Source organism: Nocardia sp. NPDC057272 (assembly GCF_042668615.1).
Lineage (GTDB): Bacteria > Actinomycetota > Actinomycetes > Mycobacteriales > Mycobacteriaceae > Nocardia.
Genome location: NZ_JBHUYK010000005.1, coordinates 111,941 through 132,863, shown reverse-complemented (window position 1 = coordinate 132,863; position 20,923 = coordinate 111,941). Strand labels below are relative to the sequence as shown.

Here is a 20,923-nt window from a genome sequence, read left to right as displayed (position 1 = left end):
GTCGCTACCTACTTGTTGCCGAAACCAGCCGCGCGCAGGGCGTCTGCCATCGAACCGCTCGGTGGCGCAGCCTGCTTGCGCTGGTTACCGCCGCCGTTGCCCTGACGCCCCTGTCCCTGGTTGCGGGCAGGTGCCGGACCACGACCGCCTTGCTGTCCACGACCCTGCCCGCGCGGCGCGCCACCCCCACGATTGTCCCCCTGCGCGGGCTTGCCCGGCTCGTCATCGAGCCGCAGGGTGAGCCCGATCCGCTGACGGGCGACGTCGACCTCGAGAACCTTCACCTTCACCACGTCACCGGACTTCACCACTTCGCGGGGATCCTTGACGAAGGTGTGCGACAGCGCCGACACGTGCACGAGACCGTCCTGATGGACGCCGACATCGACGAACGCGCCGAACGCGGCCACATTCGTCACGACGCCCTCGAGCACCATCCCGGGCTTCAGATCGGCGACTTTCTCGATGCCCGCGGCGAACTCGGCGGTCTTGAATTCCGGACGCGGGTCCAGACCTGGCTTCTCCAGCTCGGCGATGATGTCGCTGACGGTGGGCACGCCGAACTTCTCGTCGGTGAAGTCGCCGGGCTTCAACGCGCGCAGAGTGCTGGTGTTGCCGATGACCTCGGCCATCTCCCGGCCGGTGTGCTCGAGAATGCGGCGCACCACCGGATAGGCCTCGGGGTGCACGGCGGAGGTGTCGAGCGGGTCGACACCGCCGCGGATACGCAGGAAGCCCGCGCACTGTTCGAAAGCCTTCGGCCCCAGGCGCGGAACCTCGAGCAGGGCCTTGCGGCTGGCGAAAGGCCCGTTCTGATCGCGGTGGGCCACAATGCTTTCCGCCACCGACGAGGAAACACCCGACACCCGCGAGAGCAGCGGCACCGAAGCCGTGTTCACGTCGACACCGACGGCGTTCACCGCGTCTTCGACGACCGCGCCCAGCGAGCGCGCGAGCAGCGTCTCGGACACGTCGTGCTGGTACTGGCCCACGCCGATCGACTTCGGATCGATCTTCACCAGTTCGGCGAGCGGGTCCTGCAGACGCCGGGCGATGGAGACCGCGCCGCGCAGCGACACGTCCATGTCGGGCAATTCGGCCGAGGCGTAGGCCGACGCGGAATACACCGAGGCGCCCGCCTCCGACACCACGATCTTGGTCGGCTTGTTCTCCGGAATCCGCGAGATCAGTTCCACCGCGAGGGCATCGGTCTCGCGCGAGGCGGTGCCGTTGCCGATGGCGATGAGCTCCACGCCGAAGCGGGCGACGAGCGCGGCCAGCACCGCGAGGGACTTCTCGGTCTGCCCCTGCGGCTTGTGCGGGTAGATCACCTCGGTCGCGACGGCCTTGCCCGTGGCGTCGACGACGGCGACCTTCACGCCGGTGCGGTAACCGGGGTCGAGGCCCATGGTGGTGCGGGTGCCCGCGGGTGCGGCGAGCAGCAGGTCGCGCAGGTTCGCGGCGAACACGTCGACCGCGTCCTTCTCGGCCGCCTGGCGCAACCGCATCCTGGTGTCGATACCCAGGCTCACGGCGAGCTTGGTGCGCCAGGCCCAGCGGACGGTGTCGAGCAGCCAGGAATCGGCCGGACGGCCCTTGTCGGCGATGCCGAAGGCGACCGCGATGCGGCCCTCGTAGAGGGTGCGCTCGCCGGGTGCCGGTTCTTCGGTGTCGGCTTCGAGATGCAGTGTGAGCATCTCTTCCTTCTCCCCGCGCAGCAGCGCCAGGATCCGGTGCGAGGGCAGCTTGTGGAAGGGCTCGCTGAACTCGAAGTAGTCGGAGAACTTGGCTCCCGCCTCCTCCTTGCCCGCGCGCACCGTGGAGGTGATCTGGCCGCGGTTCCACATCAGCTCACGCAGCTCACCGACCAGGTCGGCGTCTTCGGCGAAGCGCTCGACCAGGATCGAGCGGGCGCCGTCGAGCTGTTCGGCGGTGTAGGCGGCCGGATCGGTGCTCGGGTCGCCGATCAGCGCGTCGGCCACCGGCTCGTGTCCGGCTTCGCGCGCGATCTGCGCCTTGGTGCGGCGCTTGGGCTTGTACGGCAGGTAGATGTCTTCCAGGCGCGCCTTGGTCTCGGCGAGCATGAGCTGCGAGTGCAGCGCGGGATCGAGTTTGCCCTGGCCGCGGATGGATTCGATGATCGCGCCGCGGCGCTCGTCGAGCTCACGCAGATACCCGAGCCGTTCCTCGAGCTGGCGCAACTGGGCATCGTCGAGGCCGTCGGTGACCTCCTTGCGGTAGCGCGCGATGAACGGAACCGTCGAACCACCGTCGAGCAGTTCGACGGCGGCGCGGACCTGGGTCTCGCGCACCCCCAGTTCATCGGCGATCCGCCTGCCTACGCTGGCGATGGTGGTCGTGCTGTCGGCGATCTCGGGCGCTGTCGTCACAGCCGCAGAGACTACAGCTCATGACCGACACCCCGCTGGCACCCAGGTCAGCGAACTGTCCGCACCTCGGGTTCGGTGATCGGACGATCCAGCACGGTGTCGGTGCGCTCGCGCAGGAATTTGTCGAACATCGCCGCGACGTAGCCCCGCACGAGCGATGCCATGCGATCCGGATCGATGGCGCCGATATAGGTCGACGCGGCGGGCCGGGCGACGGCGGGTACCAGCGACGGCATGTCGGTGAAGTCGTAGTGCGCCGAATCCGCTATGGCCAGATGACGTTTCCAGCCGGTGGCCCCCTGCCAGAACGCGTCGAGGGACGGATTCGCGTCACCGACTTCCTCGATCTGCTCGCTGGTCAAAACCAGGGTGGGCCGGTCGACGCCCTCGGTCACCGCGCGGCCGAATGCCTCGTCCACCCCGATCTGCCCGTCCATGTCGACGGCCGCGTCGATGCGACGGTCCCCGTGCATGGCCTCGACGGCGGTGTATCCACCCGACGAATGTCCGACGGCGCCGACCCGGTTCAGGTCGAGCACCCGCCCCAGATCGGTGGGTAGGGGGTCGGATTCGGCATCGGGGTTGGTCCCCGCGGCCAGCCCGGCGAGGGAGTCGAGAACGAACCGGAGATCGAGCAGCCGTGCGGCGATGTACTTCTCGCGGATCGCGGTGTCGAAGCCGTTGGGCGCCGGGGCGGGCCGCACGAGCCGGCCGCCGGGGAACTCGACGGCCGGACCGGTTTCATAGGTGTGATCGACGGTCACCACCACGTAGCCGCGCGATGCCAGGTCCTCGGCGAGCCCGGTGCCCAGAATCCGCGAGACACCGGCGCCGGGGGTGTACAGCACGACCGGGTAGGCGCTCGCCGCCTGCGCGGGCGCCTCCCGGTGGGCGTGAGTCAGGGCGCCGGGCAGCTCGATGCCGAGTTCGTCCTCCAGTCCGGGGATCAGTTCGGTCGACGCGTAATGCGCACGCGGGTAGCGATCCACCTCGGTCGCCGGGTAGAACACCGAAACCATCAGTTCTCTCGACCGGTCGGGCTGGAACGGATCCGGCCGTGCGTCGTCGACCAGGTGCAGCGTCGTGGCGCCGACCGGCAGGGTCGCGCTGGGACTCGGGAGAACGCCGACCCCACCCGGCCCGGCGTCGGCACCACCCACACTCGACGCGACCAGCGCGCAGACCGACATCGACACCATCACCACACGACGGAACACCGTCTCCCCCATCACTATTCGGCACCAGCCCGAACGCCCGACCGTCGCGAACACGCTAGCAAGAAGCGCCGGTGCCCGCGACGGATCGAGTCATGGTGCGCCCCAGCCGCTCAGCCGAGGATATCCCTGACCATTTCGCGCATCTCGGCCTTGCGAACCTTGCCGGTGACCGTCATCGGGAACTCGTCGACCACGTGCACATAGCGGGGAATCTTGTAGTGAGCCAGGCGTCCGGCGCAGAAGGTGCGGACGGCGTCGGCGTCGAGGGGTGTCGCGCCCTCACGGAGCCGGAGCCAGACCATCAGCTCCTCACCGTATTTGGCGTCCGGGACACCGATGACCTGGGCGTCGACGATATCGGGGTGGGTGTAGAGGAACTCCTCGATCTCGCGGGGATAGATGTTCTCGCCGCCGCGGATCACCATGTCCTTGATCCGGCCGGTGACCGCGAGGTAGCCGTCGGCGTCCATGACGCCGATGTCGCCGGTGTGCATCCAGCGGGCGGCGTCGATCGCCTCGGCGGTCTTGTCGGGCTGTTCCCAGTACCCGAGCATCACCGAGTAGCCGCGGGTGCACAGTTCGCCCGGTTCTCCGCGCGCCACGGTGCGCCCGGTCTCCGGATCGACCACCTTCACCTCGAGATGCGGGCCGACCCGGCCAACCGTGGCGGTGCGCCGGTCGATGCTGTCGTCGCGACGGGTCTGCGTGGACACCGGCGAGGTCTCGGTCATGCCGTAGCAGATGGAGACCTCGCTCATCCCCAGCCGATCGATCACCCGTTTCATCACCTCGACCGGGCACGGTGAGCCCGCCATGATGCCGGTACGCAGGCTCGACAGGTCGTAGTCGGCGCCGGAATCGAGTTCGGCCAGCATCGCGATGAACATCGTCGGCACACCGTAGAGCGAGGTACAGCGTTCCGCGGCGACGGCGGCCAGCGCTGCGGCCGGGTCGAACGACGGCGACGGAATCACCGCGGTAGCACCGTGGGAGGTGACCGCGAGATTGCCCATCACCATGCCGAAGCAGTGGTAGTACGGAACCGGGATGCAGACCCGGTCGGCTTCGGTGTATCCGCACAGTTCGCCGACGAAGAATCCGTTGTTGAGGATGTTGTGGTGGCTCAGCGTCGCGCCCTTCGGGAAACCCGTTGTTCCCGAGGTGTATTGGATGTTGATCGGGTCGTCGGCCGACAGCGTCTCGGCGATCGCACCCAGCCGCTGCCTGTCCGGCACGGTCTCGGCCACCTGCCGCCACGGCTCGGTGCCGAGAATCAGCACCTGCTCCAGGGCGGGACAATTCGGCCGGACCTGCTCGATCATCGCGACGTAGTCCGAGCTCTTGAACTCCGGTGCGGCGATCAGCGTGCGTACCCCGGCCTGGACGAGAACGTATTCGAGTTCGCTGGTGCGGTAGGCGGGGTTGATGTTGACCAGGATGGCACCGATCTTCGCGGTGGCGTATTGCACAAGGAACCATTCCGCGCAGTTGGGTGCCCAGATGCCGACCCGGTCACCGGGTTCGATGCCGTGTGCGGCGAGACCGGTCGCGACGGCGTCGACCGCCGCACCCACCTCGAGGTAGGTCCAGCGACGCCCCGCCGGGCAGTCGACGAGCGCGTCACGCGCGGGGTGGGCCGCGACGGCGCGGTCCAGATTCGCGCCGATGGTGTCACCGAGCAGCGCGACCTCGGCGGGACCGCAGCTGTAGCTGAGTTCGGACATCAGCCGATCTCCTTGCCGCGCAGCAGGAATCGCTGCACTTTGCCACTCGGCGTCTTGGGCAGGCTGTCCACGAAATGAACCCTTCTCGGATAGGCGTGGGCGGCGAACTTGTCCTTGACCAGCTGCTGCAGTTCGGCTGCCAGCTCGGCGCTGCCCTCGGCGCCGGTGCGGGTCACCACGAAGGCTTCCAGCACCTCCCCGCGCAGTTCGTCGGGCATCCCGACCACGGCGGCCTCGGCGACCTGCTCGTGCAGGACCAGCACACTCTCGACCTCGAACGGGCCGATCCGGTAGCCCGCCATGATGATCACGTCGTCGTCGCGGGAGCTGAAGCGGAAACAGCCGTCGGTATCGCGGGAGCCGACGTCACCGGTCAGATACCAGCGCCCGTCGGCGGTGAATCGGCTCGCGGTGCGCTCCGGATCGTCGAGGTAGCCGAGGAACCAGAGCAGCGGGCTGTGGTGGGTGTCGATGGCGACCCGGCCGATCTCACCGGGTGCCGCCTTGGTGTCGACGTCCTCGGCGAGGACCGCACAGGACCACCCGGGGAGCTGCCTGCCCATCGAACCGGGCGGGACGGCCATATCGAGGGCGGGGTGCCACGCGTGGCAGATCACCATGCCGTGCTCGGTCTGGCCGTAGTGGTCACGCACCGCGACCCCGAGTGTCCGCTGCGACCAGGCCACCACGTCCGGGGTCAACGGCTCGCCCGCCGACGACGCCCGGCGCAGGGCGAAGCTCTCCGGAGCCGCGGCGCTGTCGGCGCGCAACGCCCGATAGACGGTCGGCGCGGCGGCGAAGTTGGTGACGCCGAAGCGCTGCAACACGTCCCAGGTGAGTGGCGCCGAGAACCCCGCGTGCAGCAGCAGGCTGCGCACGCCGGTGGCCAGCGGCCCCAGGATCGCGTAGTAGAGGCCGTACGCCCAGCCTGGATCGGCCGCGTTCCAGAAGATGTCCTCGGGGCGCACGTCCAGGGCGAACTCCTGATACGCGTGGAAGGACGCGAGCGCGCGCACGGGGATCGGCACCCCCTTGGGGGTGCCGGTGGTGCCGCTGGTGAACAGCTGGACCAGCAGGCCGTCACCACCGACCGCCACCGGCCGCGCGCGCGGATCGTCGGATCCGTACCCGTCGAGCAGATCGCCGAAGCGCAGCGTGCCAGGTATCTCGGCGCCGCCGACGACAATTGTTCGGTAGTCGGTCGCCGCGAGTTTCGGCGCCTGGTCGGCGTCGGCGACAACGACTTTCGCGTGGCTCGCCCTCAGCCGGAACTCGACCGCGGGTGGCGCGAACGCGGTGAACAAGGGCACGTGCACCGCGCCGCGGCGCCAGATACCCAGCAGCGCCACCACGAGCTCGACGGATTTCGCCATCAACGTCGCCACCCGATCGCCGGGTTCGACGCCGAGTTCGGCCAGCGCGGCGGCGAACCGGGCCGAGCGCTCCCGCAGCTCACCGTAGGTCAAGTCGTAGGCGCGCAGATCGGACTCGATCACCGTGAACGCGATCTGCCCGGCCGGGTGCCGATCGCAGAGCAGATCGGCACCACAGGACTCTGGTCGGTCGTAGTGGTCGAGCAGGTCGCGCACCCGCGCGTCCAGATCGGTAGTCATCGCAGCTTCTCCTCATCACCCGGGTATCGGCCACCGGGTCTGTCCTAGAATGTGGCATAGCTCACGTGCCCCACTACCCCCGAAAAGGGGTGATCCATGACTTCCCTGTTGCGCCCGCGCGACGGTGACGCGCTGCGCGCCGAGATCCGCTGGGTGGCGGGACGGGCGAGCGTCCCGGTGGTGTTCGGCGGCGCGGTGGACGAGGACACCCTGCTGCTCACCGAGTTCGTCGGCACCGTCACCACCGGTCTGCGCGGGCTGTCGGTGCTGCGCACCTCCGGGCTCGGCGGGCAGGCCATGGAGTACCGCAGGCCCGCGTCGGTGGCCGACTATCGGGGCTCGTCCGCGATCACCCACCACTACGACGCCGCGGTCGTCGGCGAAGGGTTGCGGTCGGTGATGGCCGTGCCGGTGCTGGTCGCCGACCGACCTCGCGCCGTGCTGTACGCCGCCACTCGCGGCACGGGCCCCCTCGGGGACCGCACCGCCGAGGTGATCCTGCAGGCGGGTAAGCGACTGGCCGCGGAGATCGCCGTCCGCGACGAGGTGGACCGGCGGGTCCGGCTGCTCGAGCTCGCGACACCGCCGACGGCTACCACGCCCGCGGCGACCGAGGAGTTGCGCGAGATCCACGCCGAGCTTCGCGCCCTCGCGACCACCACGGGCGATCTCGCCCTGCGCGACCGGCTTTCCGGGGTGTGCGAACGGCTGACCGGAGTGTTGACCGGCGAGTCCGTCGGCGATGCGCCGCGGCTGTCGCGGCGCGAACTCGACGTTCTCGCCCAAATCGCCCTCGGCTGCACGAATCAGGAAGCCGCGCTTCGACTCTCGCTCGGCGCCGAGACCGTCAAGAGTTACCTGCGGCAGGCGATGAGCAAGCTGGATGCCGGCACCAGGCACGAGGCGGTGGCTCGGGCGCGGCGGCACGGCCTGCTGCCCTGACTGCCGCGACCCCTTCACCCCCCACGCCAGATGTGGGATATATCACCGTCATTCGGCCGCCGGATCTGCCGGAATGTCTCCGGCCCGGCCGAGCGGACCGGCAAGGTCTCACACGGCGGGCGCGACACCCCACACCGAATGTCGCCGAGCGCTCACTCGGGCAGCGCCCAATCATCAAGGGACGCAGTGCCTGTACTGGGAACATCGGCGCACAGTCCGCTCAACCTTGTCGCGTCCGACCCGGCCCCTCCGACGGACGCCGAGACCGAACCCATTCCGGATGGAACCAGCAACCCTCACTATGGACGATCGCACAAAGAACGACCGGGATGGATACCCAAATGTCTTTAGGGCAAAACAATCTCGGTCCCCGTCGGGCCCGGTAGCGTCGCTTCGATGACGGAGCCTTTTCAACTGGCCGGCCTCTCACTGGACTGTGACGACCCCGAGTCCCTCGCCCGCTTCTACCTCGGGCTGCTCGGTGGCCGTGTCCTGTGGAACGACGCGCACAGCGTCGGGATCCGTATCCCGTCGGGACTGACGGTCGCCGCGCAACGCGTCGAGGACTACTACCCGCCGCAGTGGCCCGGCACCGCCGCGGTGCACCTGGACCTCGCCGCCGACGCCGACCTGGATCTGTGCGAACAGCACGCCCTCGCGATCGGCGCGAAACCCGCACCGGTACAACCGGATCCGCGCTGGCGGGTATTGCTCGACCCCGCTGGCCACCCGTTCTGCATCACCACCCGCGTGATCGCGGGATAGGTCAGGGCAGCAGGTCGGGACGGCGCTGCGCCGTGCGTTCCAATGACTGTTCGTGCCGCCACGCGGCGACCTTGGCATGGTCGCCCGACAGCAGGATCGGGGGCACCTCGAGGCCACGCCACGACACCGGCCGGGTGTAGCTGGGACCTTCGAGGAGTCCGTCGGAGAACGAATCCTCCTGGTGGGACTGCTGATTGCCGAGCACGCCGGGGATCAGACGCACGACGGCCTCGGTCATCACGAGCACCGCGGCCTCGCCGCCGATGAGGACGTAGTCGCCGATGCTCACCTCTTCGACGCGGACGCGGCGGGCGGCATCGTCGAACACACGCTGATCGATGCCCTCGTAGCGCCCGCAGGCGAAGACGAGGTGTTTCTCGGTGGCCCAGCGCTGCGCGGTGGCCTGGGTGAACGGCACACCGGCCGGTGTGGGGACGACGAGCAATGCGTCGTCCGGGCACACCTCGTCCAGGGCGTCGCCCCAGACGGTGGGCTTCATGACCATGCCGGGACCGCCACCGTAGGGCGAATCGTCGACCGATTTGTGCACGTCGTGCGTCCAGTGGCGCAGATCGTGCACACCGATCGAGATCAGGCCCTTGTCGACAGCCTTGCCGAGCAGCGCGGTCCGCAGCGGCTCGAGGTACTCCGGGAAGATCGTGACGACGTCGAGTTGCACGAATTACTCCGGATCGAGCAGGCCCTCGGGCGGCGTGATGACAACCAGTCCATCGGCGAGCGAAACCGTCGGCACGATGGCGGTGACAAAGGGAATGAGAATCTCGCGACCGTCGTCGGCGGCGCGCACCGACAGCAGTTCGCCCGCGGCCGAATGCAGCACCTCGGTAACCGTACCGACGAGGGTGCCGTCGGTGAACTCGACCCGGAGGCCTTCGAGTTCGTGGTCGTAGAAGGCGTCGTCATCCTCCGACGGCGGCAGCGAATCGCTGTCGACGACGAACAACGTGCCACGCAGGGCGTCGGCGGCGGTGCGATCGTCGATCCCGTCGACGAACACCAGAAGCCGGCCCGAGTGCTCTCGGGCCGACTTCACGGTGTAGTCACGGGTCGCCGAGGACTTCGGCATCCTGCCGCGCAGTGTGACGCCCGGCGCGAACCGGACGTCCGGTTCGTCGGTGCGAACATCGACGACGAGTTCGCCGCGCACACCGTGCGACTTGGCGACCCGACCTACGACGAGTTCCATCTAGGCGTCGGTATCGACCACGTCGACCCGGATCCCACGGCCGCCGATGCCGGCGACCAGGGTGCGCAGCGCGGTCGCGGTACGACCACCGCGCCCGATCACCTTGCCCAGGTCTTCAGGATGGACGTGGACCTCGACGGTGCGTCCACGACGTCCGGTGAGCAGCTCGACACGGACGTCGTCAGGGTTGGCGACGATGCCGCGAACCAGATGTTCGACGGCATCGGCAACAACAGCAGTCATTACTCGGCAGCCTCGGTGGCGGCTTCCTCAGCGGCAGCCTCGTCCTTCTTGGCTGCCTTCTTCTTCGGGGTGACGGCCTCGGTGGTGGGCGCGTTGTCGGCGGCGGCCAGCGCGGCGTTGAACAGGTCCAGCTTGGAGGTCTTCGCGGCCTTCACCTTCAGGGTGCCCTCGGTGCCCGGCAGGCCCTTGAACTTCTGCCAGTCGCCGGTGATCTCCAGCAGACGCTGCACCGACTCGGTGGGCTGCGCGCCGACCGACAGCCAGTACGCGACGCGCTCGGCGTCGATCTGGATCAGCGAAGGCTCTTCCTTCGGGTGGTACAGGCCGATGGACTCGATGGCCCGGCCGTCACGACGGGTGCGGGCGTCGGCGACGACGACGCGGTACTGCGGGTTGCGGATCTTGCCGAGACGAGTGAGCTTGATCTTGACAGCCATGCTGTTCAGTCTTCTTTCAGTAGTTTTGGTCACCACGCGATTCGGCGACCCGCATGGTCTGCGGGTCCGGTTTCGCGCATGCGTGCGTGACCGCCGCGCGGTACGTAACCGGAGACGGGCTGACACTGTCCAGGAAGGACGAGGGCTTATTCTGCCAGACGACCCGCCGCGGCCGGAAATCGCCTCCGCCAGTCGCGCGCTATCTCACCGCAACTGCGAAGTGTCGACCACCACCGGCACCGGGCCAGGCGCCTTCACCGTCTCGCCATCGGTGGCGAACACTTCCTGGCGGTAGCCGGACTCGCCCAGCGTGTAGCCCCAGAACCGTGCGGGCTTGCCAGCGGGGAGTTCGACGATCCACAGATACGGAACCCGCGCCGAGGCATAGGCCGCGATTTTTGTGTCTCGTTCCTCACGGCTGTTGCCGGGTGACCAAACTTCCACAGCCAACACCAGGTCATCCGCAGCGAAGTTGACGCGGTCGGGCGGAACACTGACCACCGCGACGTCTGGGATTATGCCAATCCGAAACGGAGTACTGATCCGGACGCCGACAGCGGGAAGCGCCGTGAGATCTGAGCGATCAGCAGCACGAACAGCGGCCCGTAGAACCACGAACAACTCACCTGCGGCGTACTGATGCGGACCACCCGGCGGCGGCGTCATGTGCAGGTACCCCCAGATGAGTTCGAGTCGAGATCCATCGACCGGCTGCTCTTCGGCGAGCCAGTCTTCCACAGTCTTCGGGCCCAACGGGTGGATCATCGAAACCTCGGCGCTCAGGGTCATCTCCAGCCAACCTCCCCGCGTACCAGCGATGGACCACTCGGACTCGGCCCAGACGGGCACGCACTTGACTTGCCACAATGGGGCAAGTCAAGTGTACCGATTTGTAAACCCCAGGGGTTACAAATCGCCAGCCGATGGACGGTGTCAGCCAAGGGGCGACTACGCGATTCACCGATGTCCGGTGACCGGGTCGGGCGTCCTGACAACCGCGCCACGCAGCACCACCCATTGTGGCTCGGTGAGCGACTGAGGGTTCGTGCGGGGATCTTCGGCATAGACGACGAAGTCGGCGGGGGCGCCTTCGTCGATGCTGGGGCGGCCGAGCCAGGTGCGGGCGTTCCATGAGGCGGCGCCGAGAGCCTCGTGAGGTGACAGGCCCGCGCCGGACAGGGCGGTGATCTCGTCGGCGATGCGGCCGTGGCGGATGGAGCCGCCCGCGTCGGTGCCCGCGTAGATCGGGACGCCCGCCTCGTGGGCTTTGCCGACGGTGTCGCGGACGCGGCGGTGCAGGTCGCGCATGTGGGCGGCGTAGACCGGGAACTTCGTGGCACTGTCGGCGATGCCGGGGAAGGTGTCGATGTTGATCAGGGTGGGGACGAGCGCGGTGCCGTTGGCCACCATCAGTTCGATGGTGTCGTCGGTGATGCCGGTGCCGTGTTCGAGGCAGTCGATACCCGCGTTGATCAGGCCCGGCAGGGCGTCCTCACCGAACACGTGGGCGGTGACCCTTGCCCCGTTCGCGTGGGCGGCGTCGATGGCTCGCTTCAGGATGTCGTCACTCCACAGCGGGCGCAGGTCGCCGACGGAGCGGTCGATCCAATCCCCCACGATCTTCACCCAGCCGTCACCGAAGCGGGCCTGCTCGGCGACGATCTCGGGCAGGTCGCGCTCGTCGTCGAGTTCGATGCCGAGTTCGCGGATGTAGCGCTTGGGGCGGGCGATGTGACGACCCGCGCGGATGATCCGCGGCAGCTCCGCGTGCTCGTCGATGAAGCGGGTGTCGATCGGCGAGCCCGCGTCGCGCAGGAGCAGCGCCCCCGCGTCGCGTTCGATCTCGGCCTGCTCGATCGCGCCGTCGTGGGTCTCGTCCCCGCCGCCGTAGCGGATGCCGACATGGCAGTGCGCGTCGACCAGGCCCGGCACGATCCAGCCTGTGCTGCACAGGGTTTCGGCACCGCGCACGGGCTCGAACGTCACGGCGCCGTCGACAACCCAGAGGTCGCGCTCCCGGTCGCCGGGGAGAACCACACCACGCAGATGCACACGAACCTCCAGTCGTCGGCCTGAAACCGAACCTACCTCGCAGGATCGGCGCACGCACACGCTCCGAGGCCCGGCCACCCCGGTAGCACCGGGGTGGCCGGGTCGGCCGCCGTCGGGCGAGCGGTCAGTCGCCCGACGGATCGCCGTCGAGAAAGACCCGCACAGCGGTGATCCGCGGCTGGTCCGGAGCGAAGTCGACGAAGGCCACGCCGCGCGACGCACCGACCCGCACGCTCACGCTGACGGTGCGACCCGCGGCGATCATCTTGTCCCACTCCATGTCTCGCGCACGGTCGGCGAACTCCGCCACCGAGACCGGATGTCCGGCGGGCAGCTCGACCACCGTCCGCTCATCGAGCAGCGCTCGCACGCCCCCTGTGTCGCCCGAGGCGACAGCGGCGAAGAGCCGGCCGACGACGCGTTTGCCGGACCCACCGATGCCACGCAGCGCCCGCATCATGCCCATCGCACCGCCCATGCCGAGCTCGCCCACGAGTTGCGGCCCGAGCTTCGCTCCCGCGAGCAGTCCGGACGGGCCGGTGCGCAGCAGGCGCGCGATCATCACCCCCAGCTCCCAGTGCGCGGCGAGCCGGGCGATCCGCCAGCCGCCGTCGGTGTCGACCAGGTCGTAGCGCAGATGCATCGGCACGGTGACGGTGGCGCCCGTCGACATCGTGGTCTCGATCTGCAGGTCACGCACCACCGTGTAGCCGGCGACGATGTCGCGGTCGACGCGGAAGGCGATGGAGTTCGGCGCGATGAAGACGTTGTAGAAACGCGAGATCGCGTCCGGGCCGATGTGCTCGCGCGAGCCGTACGGGTCTTGCACCGCGGCTTGCTCGGCGAACAACCCGACCCACGCGGTCTTGTCGTGCGCGGCCACCGCGCGCGGTGACTCCCGCACCGCCGCCAGCAGGTCCTCGGCGGTCCGATCCAACGACATGTAGGTCCTCCATAGTCACGCTCCCCCTCCGCGATCCATGATAGAACGTGTTCTAGTTTTGCGTCGGCGATCGTGCGCGGCGCCTGTTGGACAAGAGGATCTCGATGGACTGGTACACCGGGAACACCACCTACGACACCGTGCTGACCATCGCCTTCGCCTTCGCCGCGTTCGTGATCGTCGGCGGGCTGTTCGCGCAGAGCCCCTACGGCCGCTTCGCGTCGAACAAGGTCGGCTTCAATCTCAACCCCAAGCTGGGCTGGTGGCTGATGGAGCTGCCCGCGACCGTCGTGTTCGCGGTGTTCTACCTCAGCGGCCCCGATCGTTTCGAGCCGGTGCCGCTGGTGCTGGCCGCCATCTGGTTGCTGCACTACGGCAATCGCGGCTGGTTCTTCCCGCTCTCCATCCGGCAGGTGCCGGGTAAGACGAGCAGTTTCAATGTCTCGGTGGTCGCGGCGGGCGTGTTCGTGACGGCCTTGCACGGCTATCTCAACGGCGCGTTCTTCAGCAACGACTACAAGAACCAGTACGGCACCGCCTGGCTCACCGATCCGCGCTTCCTGATCGGACTGGTCGTGTACCTGTGCGGCTTCGGGCTGCTGGTGCGATCCGAGGCGATCGTGCGCAATCTGCGGGACAAGAACAACCCCGGCGCCGCCGAATACCGCATCCCACACGGCGCGGGCTTCCGCTTCGTCAGCAGCCCGGCCTACCTGGGCGAGCTGATCGCCTGGGCCGGGTTCGCCCTGCTCACCTGGTCGCTGGCCGGTGTCGCGATCTTCTTGATCACCGCGGGAAACCTGGTGCCGCGCGCCTTCGCCACCCACCGCTGGTACCGGGAGAAGTTCGCCGACTACCCAGCGAACCGGAAAGCGCTGATCCCCGGCGTGATCTGACACACCGACCACCACCCGCGACCCTGAGGGAGCGGCGGCCACGAAGTGGCCGGTCCGCGGCCCCTCAGGGCCGCGGACACGCGCGCGCCAGCGCGCCGACAACTCAGTTCTTGGGGAACTTCAGCTGGGACAGATCGATGCCGTCCAGGCCGGGCGGCAGCTGATCGAGGCCGGGCGGCATGTTCGACAGATCCATGCCCGGCGGCAGGCCCGGCATCCCGGCGGGCATGCCGGGGAACCCGCCGCGCACCTTCGGCGGCGTGGGCCCACGCCCGCCCTTCTTGCCCTTCTTGCCGCCCTTTTTGTTGTTGCCGCGGCGAGCTCCCGGCATGCCCATCTGCCTGCCCATCATCGCCATCATCTTCTTGGCTTCGAAGAACCGGTCGACGAGCTGGTTGACCTCGGACACCTGCACGCCGGAACCGTTGGCGATGCGCAGGCGGCGCGAGGCGTTGATGATCTTCGGGTTGTCCCGCTCGGCACGGGTCATGCCGCGGATGATCGCCTGCACCCGGTCGAGCTGCTTGTCGTCGACCGCGGCCAGCGCGTCCTTCATCTGGCCCGCACCCGGCAGCATGCCGAGCAGGTTGCCGATCGGGCCCATCTTGCGGATGGCCAGCATCTGGTCGAGGAAGTCCTCGAGGGTGAGCTCGCCGCTGCCGATCTTGCGCGCGGTCTCCTCGGCCTGCTGGGCGTCGTAGACCTGTTCGGCCTGCTCGATGAGGGTGAGCACATCGCCCATGCCGAGGATGCGCGAGGCCATCCGGTCGGGATGGAAGACGTCGAAGTCCTCGAGCTTCTCACCGGTGGAGGCGAACATGATCGGCGCGCCGGTGACGTTGCGCACTGACAGAGCGGCACCACCGCGGGCGTCACCGTCGAGCTTGGTGAGCACGACACCGGTGAACCCGACGCCGTCGCGGAAGGCCTCGGCGGTGCTGACCGCGTCCTGACCGATCATCGCGTCGAGCACGAACAGCGTCTCGTCGGGCTGTACGGCATCGCGGATGCCCGCGGCCTGGCGCATCAGCTCGGCGTCGATACCGAGGCGACCGGCGGTATCGACGATGACCACGTCGTACTGCTTGGCCTTGGCTTCTTCGATACCGGCCGCGGCGACGGCGACCGGGTCGGCCGCGGTGATCCCGAGCGGGTTCTCGCCGCCACCGATGGAGGTGCCGCCGTGCGGGGCGAACACGGGCACACCCGCGCGCTCACCGACGACCTGCAGCTGGGTGACCGCGCCGGGACGCTGGAGGTCACAGGCCACCAGCAACGGCTGGTGCCCCTGCCCCTTGAGCCATTTGGCCAGCTTGCCCGCGAGAGTGGTCTTACCCGCACCCTGCAGACCGGCCAGCATGATGACTGTCGGCGGGTTCTTGGCGAGATTGAGGCGACGGGTCTCGCCACCCAGGATCGCGACGAGTTCCTCGTTGACGATCTTGACGACCTGCTGCGCGGGATTGAGCGCGCCGGAGACCTCCGCGCCCTTGGCGCGTTCTTTGACGTTGGCGATGAAGCCGCGCACCACGGGCAGCGCGACGTCGGCCTCGAGAAGTGCGAGGCGGATCTCGCGCGCGGTGGCGTCGATGTCGGCCGGTGACAGACGCCCCTTACCGCGCAGATCCTGCAGTGCACCGGTAAGCCGGTCGGACAGGGATTCGAACACCGATCGCGCTCCTGATCTGAAAGGGTCTCAGGTCGTCTGACCGAAGCCGGACGTCTCTTGCCCTCCCAGGGTAATGGAGGTTATTCGGTATGTTGCACGTGCGGTGGCGCCGTGCGGCGCAACTCGTGGGATTCGATGTCCACCAGATACACCGCTTCTCTGCCGGTGAGGCCGAGTTCCCGCGAGAGCGCCTCGATGCGAAGCCATTCGGAATCGGCACTGTCGGCGTGGTGGGCGGCGGTCGAGGCGATGGTCATCGCGGCCAGCGCCTGCGCACCACTGAGGGTGCGACCCGGCAACCACGAAACCACCCACAGGTCACCACCGACGCACCGCGCGATGTGCGCGGTCGCGTCGCTGGTCATCATCGACGCGGAAACGACTTCGATAGCCACGGATCAGCTCCCCTCGTACGAGTGACAGCCGGACCAGGGGAATGCTATAGGTCCCATATCGACTTATCGGGCCGCGAGGACGCTGTGTAGCAACCTGATAGCAATCAGTGAGTAAACCGTGTCCTTGCGGTATCAGTCGGCGCCGGCTGTTTCGGTCGGCGGCGGGGTGGGCGCGGGCCGCGGAACCACGTCCAGGACAGCCTTTTCGATCCGATCGCGCAGGGCTGGGCTGTCGGTGTCGCCCAGATCGAGGCAGAAGGCGTCGACCACAGCCGAGCCCATCGTGACCACCTTGGCCCATCGGACATTGGCTCCCGTCGCGGCGAACGCACCGGCCAGCCTGCTCAGCAAACCGATCCGGTCGTCGGCGCGCAGCTCCAGGATCACCTGTCCGGGTGTGCTGCTCGGTGACCAGATCAGGCGCGGCGCGGCGCGCGCGTACCGGCCGGGCCCGGTCCCGACAGCGTCGGTTTCGCGTTTGGCCAGCACCGCGGGTAGGTCGAGCGCGCCGGTGGAGGCCCGGATGAGTTCCTGACGCAGCAGACCCGCGTCCGGCGGATCGCCGAATTTCGGCATCACCACGAAGGTGTTGATCGCCGAGTCCCCCGCGCTGCCCAGTGCGGCCGAGAGCACCCGCAACGAGTGCAGTGCCAGGACACCGGCGGCGTCGGAGAGCAGGCCGGGCTCATCGGGGGCGATCACCGTCACCACGAAGGTGTGCTTGCCGTCACCGGGCGCGAGGGTGACGTGCACGCCGCCTGCCCTGGCCTTGTCCAGGAGCTCCGGGTCGATCGGTTCCGGTTGTGGCAGCGGCTCGCCCGCCATGACGAGCCGGCAGCGGCGCACCAGCTCGCCGATCAGCGAGGCCTTCCAATCGCCCCATACTCCGGGGCCGGTCGCCATCGAGTCGGCCTCGGCGAGCGCGTGCAGCAGTTCGAGCAGGCCGACGTCACCACCGAGCGCGTCGGCGACGTGCTGCACGATCGCCGGGTCGTCGAGGTCGCGCCGGGTCGCGGTGTCGGGCAGAAGCAGGTGGTGGCGCACGATCGCGCTGAGGGTGCGCACATCCGAAGGCCACATTCCGAGCCTGCGGCCGATATGGGTGGCCAGCTCGGCGCCGACGATGCTGTGGTCGCCCTGCCGTCCCTTGCCGATGTCGTGGAGCAGCGCGCCGAGCGCGAGCAGGTCGGGCCGGGCGACCCTGGTGCTCAGGCTGCTCGCGTAGGCGACCGTCTCCATCAGGTGCCGATCGACGGTCCAGGTGTGCATCGCATCGCGCGGCGGCAGATCGCGGACCGCACCCCATTCGGGAAAGAGCCTGCCCCACAATCCGGTTCGATCGAGCGCCTCGACCGCGTCGATGCTGCCGCGGCCCGCGCCGAGCAGGACGAGCAGATCGTTGAGCGCGTCCTTGGGCCACGGTTCGCGCAGTTCGGGCGCGTCCTCGGACAACCGGTTGAGCGTGGTCGCCGACATCGGCAGCCCGGTCTGCGCCGACGCCGCCGCGACGCGCAGGATCAGCCCGGGATCACGCTGCGGGCGGGCGTCTCTGGCGAGCACGACCTCGCCGGAGTGCTCGACCACCCCCTCATCGAGTGGTCGGCGCACCGGCATGCGGCGCAGTCTGGCCAGGCCGCGCCGCGGTAACGCGTTGGCGGCCGTGCGCAGACCGACGTCGCACGAATAGCTCACCGTACGCGCCGAATCGGTCAATGTCCGGGCGAGATCGAAGCGGTCGCCGATGCGCAGCGCGGCACCGATCTCGTCGGCATCCTGGGCGCGCAGCTGATCGCGGGCCCGGCCTGCGACGCGGTGCAGTTCGGTGCGCACATCGAGGAGCCTGCGGTGTGCCTGTTTCAGGCCGCCGCCGGGGACCTCGGGACCCAATCCCGGCATGGCGTCGGTCAATTGGGCGATCGAGAGCGCGTCGAGCAGCTGGATATCGCGCAGCCCGCCGCGACCGTTCTTGAGATCGGGTTCGGCGCGATGGGCGATCTCGCCGCTGCGCTGCCAGCGCGCGGTGGTTTGGGCGATCAGATCGTCGAAGCGGGACCGGATACCGGTGCGCCATTCCCGGCGCACGCCACCGATGAGCAGATTGCTCAGGTCTTGATCGCCGACGATGTGGCGCGCCTCCAGCAGGCCGAGCGCGGCGATCATGTCGTCGGCGGCCACCCGCAGCGCCTGCGGCACGGTGCGCACGCTGTGGTCGAGCTTGATGTGGGCGTCCCACAGCGGATACCAGAGTTGATCGGCGACCTCCGAGACCACCTTGGGGTCGACGTCGTCGTGCAGCAGCACGAGGTCGAGATCGGAGTAGGGCAGCATCTCGCGGCGGCCGAGTCCACCCACCGCGACGAGCGAGAGGCCGCTGTCGGCGGTGATGCCGAGTTCGTTTCCCTTGCTGGTGAGCCACAGTTCGAACAGGTCGACCAAGGCCTCGCGCAGCGATTCCGGATCGAGCCGCGGATTGCGGGTGCCCGCTCCGTCGAGCAGTTGCGCCCTGGCCTTGACCAGGTCCGCCGCTCCGTTGTTCTGAATACCACCGTTCCGCTGTGCCACAGCCCACACCACCATTTCATGCGGGCGGCCCCGCCCCGACCGGATCAGTCTCACCGGTGGGAGCGGGGCCGCCGCTCGATCGATTTATCGTGCGTGCCCTACCGAATTACAGTGCGTCGCTTCCGCGTTCGCCGGTACGGACGCGGATGATGGTGTCCACCGGGGTCACCCACACCTTGCCGTCACCGATCTTGCCGGTGCGCGAGGCTTCGACGATCACCTCGACGACCTTCTCGACCGACGCATCGTCCACGACGACCTCGACCCGGACCTTGGGCACGAAGTCCACCGAATACTCGGCACCGCGGTAAACCTCGGTGTGGCCCTTCTGCCGGCCGTATCCCTGGACTTCGCTGACGGTCATGCCGAGCACGCCTGCCTGTTCCAGCCCGGACTTCACATCTTCGAGCGTGAACGGTTTGACGATTGCCGTAACCAGTTTCATGTTCGTCATGCCTCCTTGACGAGCGTGCGTGCCGTGCCACCCACAGCAGCGAAATCGTAAGCGGTTTCCGCGTGCTCGGACTCATCCAGGCCCGCAGACTCGGATTCTTCACTGGCGCGCAGGCCGATCGTGAACTTGATCGCGTACGCGATGACGGCCGTGGCGACCAGCGAGTAGGCGAGAACGGCGAAGGCACCGACGGCCTGCAGCTTCAACTGCTCGACCCCACCACCGTAGAACAGTCCATCGACACCCGCGGGAGCTTCGCTGGTAGCGACGAGTCCGACGATCAGCGTGCCGACCAGACCACCGACGAGGTGCACACCGACGACGTCGAGCGAGTCGTCGAAGCCGAAGCGGAACTTCAGGCCGACGGCCAGGGCGCACAGCGCACCGGAGACGACACCGACAGCCAGGGCGCCGACCACGTTGACCGAGGAACAGGCCGGGGTGATCGCGACCAGACCGGCGACGATGCCCGAGGCAGCGCCGAGCGAGGTCGGGTGACCGTCGCGGATCTTCTCCACGAGCAGCCAGGCCATCATGGCGGCGGCGGTGGCGATCGTGGTGGTGAGGAAGGTGGCACCCGCGACACCGTTGGCGCTCAGCGCCGAACCCGCGTTGAAGCCGTACCAGCCGAACCACAGCAGACCGGCGCCGAGCATCACGAACGGCAGGTTGTGCGGGCGGAACGGCGTCTTCGGCCAGCCCTTGCGCTTGCCCAGGATCAGGCAGAGCACCAGACCGGCGGCACCGGCGTTGATGTGGACCGCGGTACCACCGGCGAAGTCGATCGCCTTGAGGTTGTTGGCGATCCAGCCGCCGTTCTCACCGGTGTAGCCGCTGAAGGCGAACACCCAGTGCGCGACGGGGAAGTAGACGACCGTGGCCCAGATTCCGGCAAATACGAGCCACGACCCGAACTTCAAGCGGTCGGCGACCGCGCCCGAGATGAGTGCGACCGTGATGATCGCGAACATGAGCTGGAAGGCGACGAACACCGAGAGCGGGATCGTGCCGAACAGCGGGATGGCGGCGGGGGCCGCGGGGTCGGTAGTCGCTAGATAGTCGCCGCCCAGGACGCCCTTGAGGCCGAAGTACTGGAGCGGGTCACCGACCAGCTTGCCCTTGTCCTCGCCGAACGCCATCGAGAAGCCGTATAGACACCACAGGATGGTGATCAGGCCCATCGCGGAGACGCTCATCATGATCATGTTCAGCACGTTCTTGCCACGGACCATACCGCCGTAGAAGAACGCCAGACCCGGCGTCATCAACAGCACGAGGGCCGCTGACGCCAGCATCCAGGCGGTGTCACCGGCGTCCGGTGCGCCGATCAGTGGAAATGCCACCTTGTGTTCCTCCTCATCTCGGGCCCTGCCGATGACGGCAAAAGGACCTGTACAGAAGGGTCGCCACTCGG

19 protein-coding genes are annotated in these 20,923 nt (G+C 68.2%); 3 read left to right on the top strand and 16 right to left on the bottom strand.

The genetic code is table 11. The annotated features are described in order from the left end of the window. Positions 1–8: 8 nt before the first annotated feature. The 4 genes from ACFULV_RS09870 to ACFULV_RS09855 all read right to left on the bottom strand — a co-directional run bounded on the left by ACFULV_RS09870 (position 9) and on the right by ACFULV_RS09855 (position 6,944). Positions 9–2,390, bottom strand: coding sequence for a Tex family protein (locus ACFULV_RS09870; protein ID WP_378655110.1), 2,382 nt, complete (start codon positions 2,388–2,390; stop codon positions 9–11). A gap of 47 nt (positions 2,391–2,437) precedes the next feature. Further along, positions 2,438–3,619, bottom strand: coding sequence for an alpha/beta hydrolase family protein (locus ACFULV_RS09865; RefSeq protein WP_378655109.1), 1,182 nt, complete (start codon positions 3,617–3,619; stop codon positions 2,438–2,440). A gap of 98 nt (positions 3,620–3,717) precedes the next feature. Further along, the gene (locus tag ACFULV_RS09860; protein ID WP_378655108.1) at positions 3,718–5,331 is read right to left on the bottom strand and encodes an AMP-binding protein; all 1,614 of its coding nucleotides are present in this window, start codon (positions 5,329–5,331) and stop codon (positions 3,718–3,720) included. Beyond that, entirely contained in the window at positions 5,331–6,944 is a 1,614-nt protein-coding gene (locus ACFULV_RS09855) for an AMP-binding protein (RefSeq protein WP_378655107.1), read from the bottom strand. The genes ACFULV_RS09860 and ACFULV_RS09855 overlap by 1 nt, the downstream gene beginning before the upstream one ends. A 96-nt stretch (positions 6,945–7,040) precedes the next feature. Between ACFULV_RS09855 and ACFULV_RS09850 the strand changes: the two genes are divergently transcribed. After that, positions 7,041–7,886, top strand: coding sequence for a LuxR C-terminal-related transcriptional regulator (locus tag ACFULV_RS09850; protein WP_378626371.1), 846 nt, complete (start codon positions 7,041–7,043; stop codon positions 7,884–7,886). 396 nt (positions 7,887–8,282) lie between these two features. Beyond that, positions 8,283–8,651 (top strand): VOC family protein, encoded by a 369-nt coding sequence (locus ACFULV_RS09845; protein WP_378626370.1) that lies wholly within the window; start codon positions 8,283–8,285, stop codon positions 8,649–8,651. Between the two features lies 1 nt (position 8,652). On the opposite strand, the gene trmD is transcribed toward ACFULV_RS09845, so the two are convergent. The 7 genes from trmD to ACFULV_RS09810 form a co-directional block, all read right to left on the bottom strand. Then, positions 8,653–9,330, bottom strand: coding sequence for a tRNA (guanosine(37)-N1)-methyltransferase TrmD (gene trmD / locus ACFULV_RS09840; RefSeq protein WP_378626369.1), 678 nt, complete (start codon positions 9,328–9,330; stop codon positions 8,653–8,655). A 3-nt stretch (positions 9,331–9,333) separates the two neighbouring features. Then, a complete protein-coding gene (gene rimM, locus ACFULV_RS09835) occupies positions 9,334–9,858 on the bottom strand; it encodes a ribosome maturation factor RimM (RefSeq protein ID WP_378626368.1) in 525 nt (174 codons plus the stop codon). Continuing rightward, positions 9,859–10,101 (bottom strand): RNA-binding protein, encoded by a 243-nt coding sequence (locus tag ACFULV_RS09830; RefSeq protein ID WP_056811833.1) that lies wholly within the window; start codon positions 10,099–10,101, stop codon positions 9,859–9,861. Next, entirely contained in the window at positions 10,101–10,538 is a 438-nt protein-coding gene (gene rpsP / locus ACFULV_RS09825) for a 30S ribosomal protein S16 (RefSeq protein WP_378626367.1), read from the bottom strand. The genes ACFULV_RS09830 and rpsP overlap by 1 nt, the downstream gene beginning before the upstream one ends. 204 nt (positions 10,539–10,742) lie before the next feature. After that, positions 10,743–11,327 carry a Uma2 family endonuclease gene (locus ACFULV_RS09820; RefSeq protein ID WP_378655105.1) on the bottom strand — a complete coding sequence of 195 codons (585 nt, stop codon included), beginning with the start codon at positions 11,325–11,327 and terminating at the stop codon, positions 10,743–10,745. 168 nt (positions 11,328–11,495) lie between these two features. Further along, a complete protein-coding gene (locus ACFULV_RS09815) occupies positions 11,496–12,590 on the bottom strand; it encodes an amidohydrolase family protein (RefSeq protein WP_378655104.1) in 1,095 nt (364 codons plus the stop codon). 124 nt (positions 12,591–12,714) lie between these two features. Beyond that, complete coding sequence (locus ACFULV_RS09810) at positions 12,715–13,533, bottom strand: nuclear transport factor 2 family protein (RefSeq protein ID WP_378655102.1); 819 nt, start codon at positions 13,531–13,533, stop codon at positions 12,715–12,717. A 104-nt stretch (positions 13,534–13,637) separates the two neighbouring features. On the opposite strand from ACFULV_RS09810, the gene ACFULV_RS09805 reads away from it, so the two are divergent. Next, entirely contained in the window at positions 13,638–14,429 is a 792-nt protein-coding gene (locus tag ACFULV_RS09805; protein WP_378626363.1) for a 3-oxo-5-alpha-steroid 4-dehydrogenase, read from the top strand. A gap of 103 nt (positions 14,430–14,532) precedes the next feature. Here ACFULV_RS09805 and ffh read toward each other — a convergent pair whose 3' ends face one another. The 5 genes from ffh to ACFULV_RS09780 form a co-directional block, all read right to left on the bottom strand. Beyond that, positions 14,533–16,098, bottom strand: a complete 1,566-nt coding sequence (ffh, locus tag ACFULV_RS09800; protein ID WP_378626362.1) for a signal recognition particle protein — start codon at positions 16,096–16,098, stop codon at positions 14,533–14,535. Between the two features lie 80 nt (positions 16,099–16,178). Further along, positions 16,179–16,493, bottom strand: a complete 315-nt coding sequence (locus ACFULV_RS09795; RefSeq protein ID WP_245914691.1) for a hypothetical protein — start codon at positions 16,491–16,493, stop codon at positions 16,179–16,181. A 132-nt stretch (positions 16,494–16,625) separates the two neighbouring features. Continuing rightward, positions 16,626–19,070, bottom strand: coding sequence for a [protein-PII] uridylyltransferase (locus ACFULV_RS09790; RefSeq protein WP_378655099.1), 2,445 nt, complete (start codon positions 19,068–19,070; stop codon positions 16,626–16,628). Positions 19,071–19,161: 91 nt separating this feature from the next. Beyond that, complete coding sequence (locus ACFULV_RS09785) at positions 19,162–19,500, bottom strand: P-II family nitrogen regulator (RefSeq protein ID WP_067449485.1); 339 nt, start codon at positions 19,498–19,500, stop codon at positions 19,162–19,164. Positions 19,501–19,505: 5 nt separating this feature from the next. Beyond that, positions 19,506–20,852, bottom strand: coding sequence for an ammonium transporter (locus tag ACFULV_RS09780; protein WP_378655096.1), 1,347 nt, complete (start codon positions 20,850–20,852; stop codon positions 19,506–19,508). Positions 20,853–20,923: the final 71 nt, after the last annotated feature.

What these genes read in the sequence shown, in the direction of transcription:
- ACFULV_RS09820 (WP_378655105.1), bottom strand. Translation starts at nt 11,327, where the DNA reads ATGACCCTGAGCGCCGAGGTTTCGATGATCCACCCGTTGGGCCCGAAG.
- ACFULV_RS09805 (WP_378626363.1), top strand. Translation starts at nt 13,638, where the DNA reads ATGGACTGGTACACCGGGAACACCACCTACGACACCGTGCTGACCATC.
- ACFULV_RS09830 (WP_056811833.1), bottom strand. Translation starts at nt 10,101, where the DNA reads ATGACTGCTGTTGTTGCCGATGCCGTCGAACATCTGGTTCGCGGCATC.
- ACFULV_RS09785 (WP_067449485.1), bottom strand. Translation starts at nt 19,500, where the DNA reads ATGAAACTGGTTACGGCAATCGTCAAACCGTTCACGCTCGAAGATGTG.
- ACFULV_RS09860 (WP_378655108.1), bottom strand. Translation starts at nt 5,331, where the DNA reads ATGTCCGAACTCAGCTACAGCTGCGGTCCCGCCGAGGTCGCGCTGCTC.
- ACFULV_RS09855 (WP_378655107.1), bottom strand. Translation starts at nt 6,944, where the DNA reads ATGACTACCGATCTGGACGCGCGGGTGCGCGACCTGCTCGACCACTAC.
- rpsP (WP_378626367.1), bottom strand. Translation starts at nt 10,538, where the DNA reads ATGGCTGTCAAGATCAAGCTCACTCGTCTCGGCAAGATCCGCAACCCG.
- ACFULV_RS09790 (WP_378655099.1), bottom strand. Translation starts at nt 19,070, where the DNA reads ATGGTGGTGTGGGCTGTGGCACAGCGGAACGGTGGTATTCAGAACAAC.
- ACFULV_RS09850 (WP_378626371.1), top strand. Translation starts at nt 7,041, where the DNA reads ATGACTTCCCTGTTGCGCCCGCGCGACGGTGACGCGCTGCGCGCCGAG.
- ACFULV_RS09845 (WP_378626370.1), top strand. Translation starts at nt 8,283, where the DNA reads ATGACGGAGCCTTTTCAACTGGCCGGCCTCTCACTGGACTGTGACGAC.
- rimM (WP_378626368.1), bottom strand. Translation starts at nt 9,858, where the DNA reads ATGGAACTCGTCGTAGGTCGGGTCGCCAAGTCGCACGGTGTGCGCGGC.
- ACFULV_RS09865 (WP_378655109.1), bottom strand. Translation starts at nt 3,619, where the DNA reads ATGGGGGAGACGGTGTTCCGTCGTGTGGTGATGGTGTCGATGTCGGTC.
- ACFULV_RS09810 (WP_378655102.1), bottom strand. Translation starts at nt 13,533, where the DNA reads ATGTCGTTGGATCGGACCGCCGAGGACCTGCTGGCGGCGGTGCGGGAG.